The organism is Rhizobium sp. P38BS-XIX (assembly GCF_012641435.1).
Classification (GTDB): Bacteria; Pseudomonadota; Alphaproteobacteria; order Rhizobiales; family Rhizobiaceae; genus Rhizobium.
The window spans coordinates 968,122-981,204 of sequence record NZ_JABAIJ010000001.1; the positions used below are offsets into that span (position 1 = coordinate 968,122).

Annotated in this window: 11 protein-coding genes and 1 pseudogene; 4 read left to right on the plus strand and 8 right to left on the minus strand. The window is 59.2% G+C overall.

Translation table 11 applies throughout. The features are described 5' to 3' along the window. The first annotated feature begins 17 nt into the window (after nt 1-17). Nucleotides 18-1,056: pseudogene (ftrA, locus tag HGP17_RS04710) on the plus strand (transcriptional regulator FtrA). Here ftrA and HGP17_RS04715 read toward each other — a convergent pair. The 4 genes from HGP17_RS04715 to HGP17_RS04730 form a co-directional block, all read right to left on the minus strand. Then, nucleotides 1,019-2,647 (minus strand): CTP synthase, encoded by a 1,629-nt coding sequence (locus tag HGP17_RS04715; RefSeq protein ID WP_168806359.1) that lies wholly within the window; start codon nt 2,645-2,647, stop codon nt 1,019-1,021. The pseudogene ftrA and the gene HGP17_RS04715 overlap by 38 nt on opposite strands. Before the next feature lie 142 nt (nt 2,648-2,789). Further along, a complete protein-coding gene (gene secG / locus HGP17_RS04720) occupies nt 2,790-3,317 on the minus strand; it encodes a preprotein translocase subunit SecG (RefSeq protein ID WP_168806360.1) in 528 nt (175 codons plus the stop codon). A 114-nt stretch (nt 3,318-3,431) separates the two neighbouring features. Then, complete coding sequence (gene tpiA, locus HGP17_RS04725; protein WP_168806361.1) at nt 3,432-4,202, minus strand: triose-phosphate isomerase; 771 nt, start codon at nt 4,200-4,202, stop codon at nt 3,432-3,434. Nucleotides 4,203-4,341: 139 nt separating this feature from the next. After that, a complete protein-coding gene (locus tag HGP17_RS04730) occupies nt 4,342-5,238 on the minus strand; it encodes an alpha/beta hydrolase (RefSeq protein ID WP_168806362.1) in 897 nt (298 codons plus the stop codon). Between the two features lie 207 nt (nt 5,239-5,445). Here HGP17_RS04730 and parE point away from each other — a divergent pair, with 207 nt between their 5' ends. The 3 genes from parE (at nt 5,446) to HGP17_RS04745 (ending at nt 10,104) form a co-directional block, all read left to right on the plus strand. Beyond that, a complete protein-coding gene (parE, locus tag HGP17_RS04735; RefSeq protein WP_168806364.1) occupies nt 5,446-7,509 on the plus strand; it encodes a DNA topoisomerase IV subunit B in 2,064 nt (687 codons plus the stop codon). Nucleotides 7,510-7,655: 146 nt separating this feature from the next. Continuing rightward, a complete protein-coding gene (locus HGP17_RS04740; RefSeq protein WP_168806366.1) occupies nt 7,656-8,786 on the plus strand; it encodes an esterase-like activity of phytase family protein in 1,131 nt (376 codons plus the stop codon). 139 nt (nt 8,787-8,925) lie between these two features. Next, complete coding sequence (locus HGP17_RS04745) at nt 8,926-10,104, plus strand: AI-2E family transporter (RefSeq protein WP_168806368.1); 1,179 nt, start codon at nt 8,926-8,928, stop codon at nt 10,102-10,104. A gap of 7 nt (nt 10,105-10,111) precedes the next feature. On the opposite strand, the gene HGP17_RS04750 is transcribed toward HGP17_RS04745, so the two are convergent. The 4 genes from HGP17_RS04750 to HGP17_RS04765 form a co-directional block, all read right to left on the minus strand. Continuing rightward, the gene (locus tag HGP17_RS04750; protein WP_168806370.1) at nt 10,112-10,576 is read right to left on the minus strand and encodes a GNAT family N-acetyltransferase; all 465 of its coding nucleotides are present in this window, start codon (nt 10,574-10,576) and stop codon (nt 10,112-10,114) included. Nucleotides 10,577-10,609: 33 nt separating this feature from the next. After that, entirely contained in the window at nt 10,610-11,761 is a 1,152-nt protein-coding gene (locus tag HGP17_RS04755) for a DUF2336 domain-containing protein (RefSeq protein ID WP_168808087.1), read from the minus strand. Between the two features lie 108 nt (nt 11,762-11,869). Beyond that, nucleotides 11,870-12,475 (minus strand): flavin reductase family protein, encoded by a 606-nt coding sequence (locus tag HGP17_RS04760; RefSeq protein WP_168806372.1) that lies wholly within the window; start codon nt 12,473-12,475, stop codon nt 11,870-11,872. After that, a complete protein-coding gene (locus HGP17_RS04765) occupies nt 12,475-13,062 on the minus strand; it encodes a nitroreductase (RefSeq protein ID WP_168806374.1) in 588 nt (195 codons plus the stop codon). The genes HGP17_RS04760 and HGP17_RS04765 overlap by 1 nt, the downstream gene beginning before the upstream one ends. Nucleotides 13,063-13,083: the final 21 nt, after the last annotated feature.

Below are 13,083 nucleotides of genomic sequence, written 5' to 3' on the forward strand. Positions count from 1 at the left end.
GATTGAAATTGGCCGAAATGCCATATAGCGTCAATATCATGCCAAACGAAAACATCATCGATCTGACGGGTCCGCATGTCGTCACGCTCGTCTATGACGGGCTATGCACCTTCGAATTCGGCGTCGCCTACGAAATCTTCGGTTTGCCGCGCCCGGAGATGGGTGAAGACTGGTATCGATTTTCGGCCTGCGCCATTGAGGCCGGCCCCTTGCGCGCTGCTGGCGGGCTCACGGTTGCGGTCGATCATGGATTGGAGATTATTGCCGAGGCCGATCTGATTGTCGTGCCGGGTTGGCGCGGCATCGGCACCCCGGTTCCCGACGCGCTGATTGCGGAATTGCAAGCCGCCAGCGAGCGCGGCACACGCATCATGTCGCTCTGCTCCGGCGTCGCGGTCCTTGCCGCCGCTGGCCTGCTTGCGGGCCGCAAGGCGACGACCCATTGGCGTTATGTCGATTCTATCGCGGCTCGATATCCCGACATCACGGTCGACGCGGAGGTTCTCTATGTCGACGAAGACAAGGTGTTGACGGCGGCCGGCAGCGCCGCGGCTATCGATCTTTGCTTGCACGTCGTGCGTCGGGATTTCGGACCCGATATCGCCAACAGCGTCGCCCGCCGTCTCGTGGTGCCGCCTCATCGCGAGGGTGGCCAGGCACAGTATATCGAGACGCCGGTTCTCAGACAGCGCGAGGGAGCCCGACCTGGGGCCATTGCTTGAGTGGATGCGCGAGCGATTGCAGGAGGAACAGCCGATTGCGGCACTTGCCGCGCGGGCTGGCATGAGCGTGAGGACTTTCCAGCGCCGTTTCGAGGCGACCACCGGCATGGCGCCGGGGGAATGGCTGCTCAGCGAGCGGCTGCGGCGCGCCCGCGATCTTCTTGAGAAGCAAACGGCCATTTCATTGGATGATGTGGCCGCGGCGAGCGGTTTTGGGTCGCTCACCACCATGCGCCATCATTTTCGAGAGAGGCTTGCGGTCAGCCCAAGCGACTACCGCAAGCGATTTTCGGATCTTAGACCAACCGGCTCTGTTCCGTCGCCGCTTCGATGAAGCTCGAAAACAGCGGATGCGGCTCAAGCGGACGCGACTTCAGTTCCGGGTGATACTGAACGCCGATGAACCACGGATGGTCGGCATATTCGATCGTCTCCGGCAGAACACCATCCGGTGACATGCCGGAGAAGGTCAGGCCGCAATCTTCCAGCTTTGTCTTGTAGTCGATGTTGACTTCATAACGGTGGCGGTGACGCTCCGAGATGTCGGTCGAGCCGTAGATCTCAGAGATTTTCGTGCCCTTCTTCAGAGCGGCCTTATAGGCGCCCAGACGCATCGTGCCGCCGAGATCGCCGGCTGCCGTGCGCTTCTGCAGCTCGTTGCCCTTCAGCCATTCCGTCATCAGGCCGACCACCGGCTCCGTCGTCGGACCGAACTCGGTCGACGACGCATGTTCGACACCGGCAAGGTTGCGCGCTGCTTCGATGACGGCCATCTGCATGCCGAAGCAGATGCCGAAATACGGCACCTTTCGCTCACGTGCGAAACGAGCCGCCAGGATCTTGCCTTCCGAACCACGCTCACCGAAGCCGCCCGGCACCAGAATGCCGTGAACCTTTTCCAGGTAAGGCGCCGGATCTTCCTGTTCGAAGACCTCGGATTCGATCCACTCGAGGTTCACCTTGACGCGATTGGCAATGCCGCCGTGATGCAGCGCTTCGATCAGCGACTTATAGGCATCCTTGAGGCCCGTATACTTGCCGACGATGGCAATGGTCACCTCGCCTTCCGGCGTGCGGATACGGTTGCAGACTTCTTCCCACTGATCGAGGCGCGGCTTCGGAGCCGGCTCGATGCCGAAAGCGGCCAGCACTTCGTTGTCGAGACCTTCCTTGTGGTAAGCCATCGGCACGTCGTAGATGTTCGAAACGTCGAGCGCCTGGATGACTGCGGACTGACGGACGTTGCAGAACAGCGAAAGCTTGCGACGCTCCGCTTCTGGGATCTCGCGATCAGCGCGCACCAGCAGGATATCGGGATGAATGCCGAGTGCCTGCAGCTCCTTGACGGAATGCTGGGTCGGCTTGGTTTTCAATTCACCGGCCGCCGGAATGTAGGGCATCAGCGTCAGGTGAACATAGATCGCCGTGCCGCGCGGCAGGTCGTTGCCAAGCTGACGGATCGCTTCCATGAAGGGCATCGCTTCGATGTCGCCGACGGTGCCGCCGATCTCGCAGATGACAAAATCATACTCGTCATTGCCTTCGACCACGAAATCCTTGATCTCGTTGGTGACGTGCGGGATGACCTGAACGGTCGCGCCGAGATAGTCGCCGCGGCGTTCCTTGTCGATAATGTTCTTGTAGATGCGACCGGTGGTGATGTTGTCGGTCTTCGTGGCCGAGCGACCGGTAAAGCGCTCGTAGTGGCCGAGATCGAGGTCGGTTTCCGCACCGTCGTCGGTGACGAAGACCTCGCCGTGCTGGGTCGGGCTCATGGTGCCCGGGTCCACATTCAGATAGGGGTCGAGTTTGCGCAGGCGGACTCGATAACCACGAGCCTGCAACAACGCTCCGAGAGCCGCGGCCGCAATTCCTTTTCCGAGAGAAGAAACCACGCCGCCAGTGATGAATACATATCGCGCCATGGGAGTCACCGGATACCTTTTAACAAATGATTCCGCTAGCCCTAAAATTCGTTTCCGGAATTTTGGACGCACAAGACGGAATATGGACAAAACAAAACCGGCAGATCCGAAGACCTGCCGGGGATGATTTCAGCGACCAGTCTTACTTGGTCGGAACGTCGCTGCCGCTTTGGGCAGGCGCAGGGGTCGTCGTCGCCGGCGCGGTCTGCTGACCGGTCGTGGTCGGAGCCTGCTGAGCAGGCGCAGTAGCAGCCGGCTGGTTCGTGGTGGCAGGTGGCGTTGCCTGCGACTGCGGAGCGACAGCGCCGCTGTTCGGAACGCCATTGCTGTCAGCCGGCTTCGGCTGGCTCGTTGCCGGCGCGGAACCATTTTGGCCGCCAAGCGAATCGAGAATGCCGTTGCCCTGGCCGGCTGTGCTCGGGATGCGGTTCAGAATGTCGGTCGGACGCGCCTCGAAGCGCGACAGCACGTTCATGCCGAGCGCTAGCGCGAAGAAGAGCGCGGCCAGGATGGCCGTGGTCCGCGTCAGCGCGTTGGCCGTACCGCGTGCGGACATGAAGCCCGATCCGCCGCCGATGCCAAGACCGCCGCCCTCAGAGCGCTGAATCAGCACCACGCCGATAAGCGCGACAACAATCATGAGATAGATGACAAGCAGTACGGTTTGCATAGGTCCAGTCCTGCCCGCATGCGGGCATCAAAAAGAAAAGCTCGCGGCTCTTTACATGAGGCTCTCGCCTATTCCAAGCCCCTTTGAGGCTGGAATTCCCGGCAAAAGGGTCCTTCAGGCGAACTGCCGTTCGAATGCGGCATAGATGGCAAGGAAATCGACCGCTTTCAAGCTCTGGCCACCGACGAGAACGCCGTTGACATTCGGGATATCGAGAATGTCGCGTGCATTGGCGCCACTCACCGATCCGCCGTAGAGGATTCGCATATTCGCGCCCGCCTTGTCGAAACGCGCGACCAGTTCCGAGCGGATGAACTCATGGGCTTCCGCGATGTTTTCGCGTGTCGGAATTTGGCCGCTGCCGATCGCCCATACGGGTTCATAGGCGATCACGGTCGATTCCGCAGTCGATTCTTCCGGCACGGAGCTTGCCAGTTCGCGCTTCAGCACATCCAGCGTTTGGCCGCTATTGCGCTCATAGGCGGTTTCGCCGAGGCAAATAATGGCGGTCAGGCCGGCCTCGTGCGCGGCACTTGCCTTGGCGCGCACCAGCATATCGCTCTCCGCATGATTGCGCCGCCGCTCGGAATGTCCAACGATCACATGCGTGCCGAAGCAATCGGCAATCATCTCGGCCGAAATATCCCCGGTGTGCGGGCCGCTGACCTGTTGATGGCAATCCTGGGCGCCGATCGCCAGGGGACTGTCGTCGCAAAGCGCCGTTGCGACGTAGAGCAATGTGGCCGGGGGGCAAAGAAGCGTATCGATCTTTTCGGATAATGGCGCCTTGACGCCATCGGCGATCGCCTTGATCTGGTCCAGGCTCGCGCGCGTGCCGTTCATCTTCCAGTTTCCGGCCAAAAGCGGCCGTACGGTCTTCGTCATTCCGATGCTCTCCCCCTTGTTCCACCTGTCGGACTAACAAAACTGTGGAGCAAAGGAAAGTTATCGAGAAGGGCCGAAACCGGTTCAAATCGTTTGAAAAATACTTATCTGGAAAATAAATTCGATCGAGGCGAAAAATTCACGATGCCTGTGGATCGACGATCCAGTTCAGCACCTTGCGCCAGTCGGTCATACGCACCGGCGTGCCATGATTTCCGGTTTCAAAAAGCGTGAACCGCGTGGGGTAATGCGCCTTATAGAGTTTTTCGAACAGGGCTTGCTGGTCGGCCGCGGCATAGACCGGATCCTTGCTGCCATGGGTGAACCAAAGCGGCAGCTTGGCTTTGTAGAAAGCGCTCTTGGTGAAATCCGGATCCGTGACGCCGCTGAGGATCGCCATACCCTTGAGGCGCTTGACGCTTTCGATATCGCGGGTAATGCCCCAGCAGATGAAGCTGCCCATGGAGGCGCAGGTCAGGATGACGGGTTTGCCGCCCGACTGCTCGTAGGAATAACGGATAAGCGCAGCAATGTCGGCAACGCCGTTGCTGTCGAAGCTTTTGACGCTTGGGACATAGTAGGTGCCGCCATTCTTATAGGCGAGGTTTTTCAGCCGGTTGAAGTTGCCGCCAAACGTATAGTCGCTCGAGCCGAGCCGCCTGTCCCCGCCTCGTCCGTGAATGAAGATGACGGTAAAGGCCTGTTTGGACGCCGGGCCTATGCGCGTGACATCGACCTTGCGATCGGCTAGCTGCAGCGTCTCGTCTTCCTGTGCCTTCCAGCGAACGCCGGTATCGACATAGGCTGGCTTCACGCGCTTTTCCGGGATCTGGTCCCGGCCGTTAATGTCGCGCATTTCCTGATAATCGATCGTCTGAAACGCACCGTTGTCATGATTTTCGAGGATGGTCTGGTTCGAAAACAGATCGTCCTTGAACGGCTTCAGCATCTCCGCCGAAGCGCCGGGTGCTGTCAAAAGAAGCGGAATTGTCGAGATTGCGGCCAGAATGGATAAATGAGCTGTGGACATTCGCATGCGGATACTTCCTCAAATCGGCCATCGGGGTTGCCATTCGTCACCCGGCAACGCAAATCTCTATATTAAATTGGCCCTCATGGGGCGCCATCGCTCTTGTGCGCCGTTTCTGGCAAAATCGCGGTGATTCGCGAATAGCGGCCATAAATGCGATAATAAAAGGGGTCTGGCCCCACCAGAACAAAAATCTGAGCAGTTTGAAATTCTATGGACAACAGCAACGATCTCTTCTCCGGACTACCTCGCCCCGCGAAGCCTGAGGCAACGGAAAAACCTGCGGTGAAGGCGGAAAAACCTGCGGCGGCCCCTGCCGCCCGCGCTGCTCCGGCGACATCCTCTGCCGAGGAATATGGCGCGAGCTCCATCCGTGTTCTCGAGGGGCTTGAGCCGGTGCGCATGCGCCCTGGCATGTATATCGGCGGCACCGACGAGAAGGCGCTGCACCACCTCTTCGCCGAAGTCATCGACAACGCGATGGACGAGGCCGTCGCCGGTCACGCCAATTTCATCGAAGTCTACCTCGACAAGGAAGGCTACCTGACCGTCACCGACAACGGTCGCGGCATTCCGGTGGAAAATCACCCGCAGGTACCCGGCAAGTCGACGCTCGAAGTGATCATGACCAAGCTGCACGCCGGCGGCAAATTCGACGGCAAGGCCTATGAGACCTCCGGTGGTCTGCACGGCGTCGGCGTGTCCGTCGTCAACGCGCTGTCGGACGATCTGGAAGTCGAGGTTGCGCGTAACCGCAAGCTCTATCGCCAGCGCTTTTCGCGCGGTCTGCCGGTCGGCGGGCTGGAAGAGCTGGGTGACGTCCATAACCGTCGCGGCACACGCGTCCGCTTCCATCCCGACCCGCAGATCTTCGGCGATCACGCCCGTTTCGATGCGGCGCGCGTCTTCCGCATGGCCCGCTCCAAGGCCTATCTGTTCGGCGGCGTAGAGATTCGCTGGACTTGCGATCCGGAACTCGCGCCGGAAGGCGCTGACGTTCCCGAAAAGGCAGTCTTCCACTTCCCCGGCGGCCTGAAGGATTATCTGAAGGCCACGATGGGCAACGAGTTTACCGTTACCCGCGAGATCTTTGCTGGAAAATCGGAAAAGGAAAGCGGCCACGGTTCGCTTGAATGGGCAATTACCTGGTATGGCGGCGACCCGCAGGTTCACTCCTATTGCAACACCATTCCGACGCCCGAAGGCGGCACCCACGAGGCCGGTCTACGCATAGCCCTTACGAAGGGCCTGAAGAACTATGCCGAGCTGACGCAAAACAAGCGCGCTGCCAACGTCACCACCGACGACGTGATGATTTCGGGCGTTGGCATGTTGTCGATCTTCATCCGCGAACCGGAGTTCGTCGGTCAGACGAAGGACAAGCTTGCAACGGTCGAGGCTCAACGCCTCGTCGAAAATGCACTGCGCGATCCCTTCGACCATTATCTGACCGACAATCCGGCCGAAGCTGAAAAGCTGCTGGAATGGGTGATCGAGCGCTCCGATGAGCGCATGCGCCGCCGCAAGGAAAAGGAAGTCAATCGCAAGACCGCCGTGCGCAAGCTGCGCCTGCCGGGCAAGCTGGCCGATTGTTCGCAGAATACATCTGAAGGCGCCGAACTGTTTCTGGTCGAAGGTGATTCGGCAGGTGGCTCAGCCAAGCAGGCGCGCAATCGCACCAATCAGGCGATCCTGCCGCTGCGCGGCAAGATCCTCAACGTCGCAAGCGCCGGCCGCGAAAAACTTTCAGCCAACCAGCAGATCACCGATCTGGTGCAGGCACTTGGATGCGGCACCCGCACGAAATATCGCGAGGAAGATCTCCGTTATCAGCGCATCGTCGTCATGACCGATGCCGACGTCGACGGTGCGCACATCGCCTCGCTGCTGATCACCTTCTTCTATCAGGAAATGCCGGAGCTGATCCGTGGCGGCCACCTTTTCCTGGCGGTACCGCCGCTCTACAAGATCACCCAGGGCTCGAAATCCATCTATGCGCGAGACGACGCTCATCGTCTCGAATTGATGGAGAGCGAGTTTAAGGGCAAAGGCAAGGTCGAAATCAGCCGCTTCAAAGGCTTGGGCGAAATGTTGCCGGCGCAGCTCAAGGAAACCACGATGGATCCGTCCAAACGCACCCTGCTGCGCGTCGAGATCGATGAAGTGGATTTCGAGGGAACGCGAGATGCGGTCGACAACCTGATGGGCACCAAGGCCGACGCCCGTTTCCGCTTCATTCAGGAGCGCGCCGCCTTCGCCGAAGCTCTGGATATTTGATCAACGGACAACCGCTGATTGCTGCAGCCGAGAGGCCTCGCGATATTTTACTGGATTGTCCGATAGCCGTTGCGAAAGCGTCATGGATGAATGTGTAGATGGCGGCAAGATGCCGCCATTTCACTGTTCAGGTTGACGATTTCACCATGTTGAAGCTATTTCTGACGACTGCCGCAATTATCCTTTTCAGTCATTCCGCCTATGCGCTTGATATCGGAACAGCGGTTGGCGTGCCCTGCCCCTTTGGCGACTGCAAGGCCGGCATCAGCCTTTCCTATCTCGGAACCTACGAGATCCCCACAGGCTTCATGGAAAACGATGTGGAAGTCGGCGGCCTTTCCGGCATCGATTTCGACCCGTCGACCGGCCGCTATATCGCCATCAGTGATGACCGCTCCGAAAAAGCGCCGGCCCGCTTCTACGATCTCGACATCGATGTCGATGCCAGCGGCTTGAAGGGCGTTAAGGTAGTCGATCATGTTACGTTGAAGGATAAGGACGGACAGCCCTTTGCGGCCAAGAGGGTCGATGGCGAATCCATTCGGCTGGGCAAGGACGGAATCTATTGGACCAGCGAAGGCGACGGCAAGGCACTCCTGCCGCCCTTCGTGCGCGTGGCCAATCGTGACGGCAGCTTCGTTCGCGAGTTCTCCCTACCCGAGGGCTTTGCGCCGACCGCAGACAAGAGCACAGGTATCCGGGACAACCTCGCCTTCGAAGGCATTTCTCTCCTCCCCGGCGGCGATGTTGTCGTCGGGACGGAATCGGCGCTTTATCAGGATGGGCCGATCACGACGCTGACTGGCGGGGCGCTTGCGCGCCTCATACGCTACGACGCCGCGACCGGAAATCAGAAGGCGCAATACGTCTATCCCATCTCGCCTATACCGCAGGCGCCTTCGACGGCAACGGGTTGGAACGACTTCGGATTGTCCGAGATCATGGCGCTGGACAATCGCCATCTGCTGTCGATCGAGCGCGGCTATGCGCAGGGCGTCGGCAACGCTGTTGTCATCAACATGTTCGATCTCGATGGCGCCACGGATGTTTCGAGCATTCCTTCGCTCGCAAAGACCGATCAGCGGATCGTGCCGGTGCGCAAGACGCAAATTCTGGATCTGCGTGCATTGGGGCTCAATCCCGACAACATTGAAGGTATTACCCTTGGCAAGGCGAAGGACGGTACGGAGGTATTGATCCTCGTTGCGGACAACAACTTCAATCCAATGCAAAAGACTCAGTTTTTTGCATTCAAAGTGATCCGCCGTCCCTCCTGATATCTGCGTCCCGTCCATAAATCGGTCGTGTTATTGTCACGGCATCGGAATAAAGAGGCTTTCAGGGCGTTGCTCTTGAAAGAGCCTAGATCATACCCCATAACCGGGTAGTCTAATAAATAGGGGCGAAGTAAGTCGGGTGGGTGTATTTGAACGTCAAAAGCCAAAGGAGCATCGGTGGCTGGGGCCGAGCGCGCATGCACGCCTGCCGCTGATTCCTTCCATCTCCGCCGCCCGTTGGCTGCTGCTTCTGATTGCCATTGCCGGTATCTATTTCTTCTACGGTTTCCTTGTCCCGGTTCTCGCTGCAGCCGTCATCGGCTTCGCGACCTGGCCGCTTTATGGCGAACTCCTACGCCGAACCGGCGGAAATACGACGCTTGCCGCCACGATCGCGCTGATCTTCATTGTGACTTTTCTCGTGTTGCCGATTGTCTTGTCGGCGATCTATATGGCTGGAGAAGTGCGCGAATGGTTCACTTGGGCCATCCATGTCAACCGTGAGGGCGCACCTCCGCCGCAATGGATTCTGGCGCTGCCTCTGATCGGTTCCTGGCTCGGCGACCAGTGGACGCAATATGTCGGCAGCCCGGGTTCTCTCGGAGAAATGGCGCAACTCGTCAGCGGCGCGCATATCGGTAATATCTACAGAGCCGTGCTCGCGGCCGGCGGCAGCGCGTTTCATGTCGTCTTGACACTGCTCTTCATGCTGATCGCCCTGTTCTTCATCTATCGCGATGGCTCAACCTTCGTTCGTCAGGTCGATCTTCTCGGCGAGCGCATTCTTCCAAATCGCTGGGAGCGCATCTCCCGCGTGGTTCCGGCCACCATCAGCTCGACTGTCATGGGCATGACCTTGATCGCCATCGGCGAAGGCATCGTGCTTGGCGTCGCCTATTGGATTGCCGGCGCTCCATCGGCTATCACGCTCGGCGTTCTCACGGGTGTCATGGCGCTTGTTCCGGGCGGCGCACCGCTATCCATGACGCTCGTCTCGATCTATCTCGTCGCAAGCGGCGCTCTCTGGGCTGGCGTTGCCTTGTTCCTCTGGGGAACGATCGAACTCTTCATCGTCGACAAGACGCTTCGCCCCAAATTGGTGGGCGGCCCAATCAAGCTCCCCTTCCTGCCGACCTTCTTCGGCCTGGTTGGCGGGGTGAAGACGATGGGCTTTCTCGGTCTCTTCATCGGTCCTGTATTGATGGCGATCATCGTCGCTATCTGGCGCGAATGGATTCGCGAAGCGGAGTTGACCGAAGAGCAGCATTCTCAGGAGCCGGAGTTGCAGCTGCGCGTGCGGGATGGCTCCGAGCGCTGATTCGCCGTCAGTCTTGTGTCAGTGTCTTTTCCATGAACAGGCTAAGCGGATCCGGAGCGTAGCTGCCGAAGGCCGAAATCTCCACATAGCCGAACCGCTTGTAGAGATTGATTGCTTCCGGCTGGTATATGCCCGTCTCGAGACGTATCGCCGATATACGGCGTTCACGGGCGGCAGCCTCGATGGTCTCCATCAGCTTGCGTGCGACGCTACGCCCTCTCGCGGCGGGGTCGACGAACATGCGCTTGATCTCGGCCGTACCGTCGCCGCCGTCCACGAGCGCGCAGCATCCGACGATATCCGGGCCGATCCGCGCAACCCACAACGTTACATCTGGCTGCTCCAGGGACTGAAGGTCAAGAATGTGATTGCTCTCGGCCGGATAGAGCGATTCGGCATAGGCACTCGACATGTCGAGCAAGCGGATAACGCCATCCTGGTGCGGCGATTCAATCGAAATGATCAGAGACATTGCAAACCTAGATAATACACTCCACGCTTTGCATCACGCCGCGGCTAGAGTTGCAAGTGCGGCAAAGCTGCGCGCAGCCTGTCGTCGCTCGACGTTTGCAAGCTTCTCGACCATATCAAGCAGCTGTGTCGCTGCAGCCGGCTGCTCCGCGAGACGGAACTTGCGCATCAGGCGGGACGATACATTTTCAAGCAATGCTTCGCCGTTGGCGCGCGATGCCTCGCGCCAGATCAGCGTCGCTTCCACGAATACCGTGCTGATGTCTCTGGAAAGGCCGGCACTTTCGTAAAGTGCCCGTATCGCGTAGATGCGACCACGCGAAATGATCGAGCGCACGCGCCGCTCGTCGCGACCGCAGAGGTTGGTGATGGCGCAGGCGAAGAAGTCGACCTTTCCCGAGCATAACGCATGCATGAGGAAGGCCGGCGTCAACCAGCCGCACTGCCTCAGATGCTCGACGAGATCCGGCAGCTGCTCATGCTGGGCGGAGCCGGCAATATGGACGGTTGCCGATTCGGTCGCTTCGCGAGTGACCTGCTGCAACCGGCCTGCGCCGATCAGCGTCTGGATAAGACCAGATTCCGAAAACGCATCGCTGACCTTGCACATCAACAGATGTCTGACTTCGGATGACAATGTATCGCGGCTGAGGAGCAGTCCGCGGATATCAGCACAATCGCCGAGGCGCTCGGCAATGCGCTTCACCGACGCCTGCGACAGCAATGCGCCGTCATTTTCAAGAAGGCACTGGATTTCGGTTTCGCCGCCGATCTCGGTCAATGCCGCGCAAACCATACGCGGCACATGCCCACGCGAGGCGATCAGAACTCGCGTGACATCGCTGCCACGAAGCACGAGATCGACGAGATCGGCGTCGGTAAATATCGGCGAAAACAGGATGATCTGCCCGGCGATTTCGGGCTGATCCTCGGCGAGCGTCAAGACAACATTGCGCGGCGCACGGGGCGAATGCGCCACAGCTTCGGCAAGCGAGAGCCGTACGCGCGGTGAGGGATCATCGAGCAGATACGTCATTGCCATTTCTGCCGCTGCGCGCTCTTCGCTGGGCATTTCCGATTGCAGATAGGCACGACCGAGAGCGTTGGCCGCTCTTGCTCTGTTTTCTGCCTTGGCGGTCTCGGCCCAGCGAAGAAATGCTTCTATGATCACGTAACGCCCCGATATCGGCGAAGCTACCCTCGCCTCGCAAACTCATGAGGCAAACCTTACCGGGCAAAGGTTTACGGGCCGTTTACCTTGTTAATTAACCACTAAAAAACCATGCGGGGCGCTTCAGGGTGCTTTGGGCCGTATCATCTCGAAAACGTCGCTGCCCTCGCTGTAATCCATGTAGCCCAAACGTGCGATCGGCCGCGCCAGCGCCATATCGAGCCTGCCGTTGCGGATAATGGCTTCGTCGATGTGGATACCGACGACCTGACCGAGGACCATGATATTTTCCGAAGGCTCGCCGTCGAGGCCCTTCGGCAGCAGAATCTCGGTGACGCGGCACTCGAGTGCCGCGAAAGCTTCGCCGACATAGGGTGCATCGACCAGCTCGCCCTGCATCGCGGTCAAGCCGGAAAGCTCGAACTCGTTGACGCCGTAAGGCGCGGCGATCGACGAATGGTTCATCTTCTCGACGAGATTGCGGCTGACCAGATTGGCGGTGAAAACGCCCGTTTCTTCGACATTGCGAACGCTGTCCTTGCGGCCGGCCGAGGAAAACATCACCAGCTTCGGCCGGTCGCTGATCGCGTTGAAGAAGGAATAGGGAGACAGATTGAGCGAACCGTCCCTGCCCTTGCTGCCAATCCAGCCGATCGGCCTTGGCGCCACGATCGCCTTGAAGGGATCGTGCGCCAGGCCGTGGCGATTGGTATCCGTCGTATAGAACATCACGCGTTCTCGCCGCCGACCCACGTCACCGTCTGGGACAGTTCCGGACGTGGACGCTCGACAGCCGGGAAAGTCGTAGAGCCGATATGAATGAAGCCGGCCACCTTTTCGCCCGTGTTGACGCCAAGCAGCGGATAGGCGCGCTCGTCGAAGGCGAACCACTCGGTCAGCCAATTGGAAACCCAGCCATGGGCATTGGCCGCAATCAGCAGATTGAGGCACAGCGCACCTGCTGACATCAGCTGCTCCCATTCCGGGATTTTGAAATGCGGTGCGGCGGTGCTGACGACGCCGATGACGACCGGGGCACGGGTGAAGCGCGCGCGTTCGACCTGAATCATTTCCTCGGAAAGGTCAGGCTTTGTTTCCAGCGCCAGTTTCAGCAGCTCTTCGCCGATGCGAACACGCTCCTCGCCGCGATAGACGATAAAGCGCCAGGGGGCCAGTTTACCGTGATCAGGCACGCGCGACGCCAGGCGAAGAATCTCTTCGATCTCGGCCTTTTCCGGTCCTGGCTCGGACATCTGGAAAGCGGGGATAGAACGGCGCACGGCGAGATAGTCGACGAGCTTGATATCGGTTTTCATTGAGTGATTGCTTTCATTTGA

What these genes read in the sequence shown, in the direction of transcription:
- HGP17_RS04715 (WP_168806359.1), bottom strand. Translation starts at nt 2,647, where the DNA reads ATGGCGCGATATGTATTCATCACTGGCGGCGTGGTTTCTTCTCTCGGA.
- HGP17_RS04730 (WP_168806362.1), bottom strand. Translation starts at nt 5,238, where the DNA reads ATGCGAATGTCCACAGCTCATTTATCCATTCTGGCCGCAATCTCGACA.
- HGP17_RS04740 (WP_168806366.1), top strand. Translation starts at nt 7,656, where the DNA reads ATGTTGAAGCTATTTCTGACGACTGCCGCAATTATCCTTTTCAGTCAT.
- tpiA (WP_168806361.1), bottom strand. Translation starts at nt 4,202, where the DNA reads ATGACGAAGACCGTACGGCCGCTTTTGGCCGGAAACTGGAAGATGAAC.
- HGP17_RS04750 (WP_168806370.1), bottom strand. Translation starts at nt 10,576, where the DNA reads ATGTCTCTGATCATTTCGATTGAATCGCCGCACCAGGATGGCGTTATC.
- HGP17_RS04765 (WP_168806374.1), bottom strand. Translation starts at nt 13,062, where the DNA reads ATGAAAACCGATATCAAGCTCGTCGACTATCTCGCCGTGCGCCGTTCT.
- secG (WP_168806360.1), bottom strand. Translation starts at nt 3,317, where the DNA reads ATGCAAACCGTACTGCTTGTCATCTATCTCATGATTGTTGTCGCGCTT.
- parE (WP_168806364.1), top strand. Translation starts at nt 5,446, where the DNA reads ATGGACAACAGCAACGATCTCTTCTCCGGACTACCTCGCCCCGCGAAG.
- HGP17_RS04760 (WP_168806372.1), bottom strand. Translation starts at nt 12,475, where the DNA reads ATGTTCTATACGACGGATACCAATCGCCACGGCCTGGCGCACGATCCC.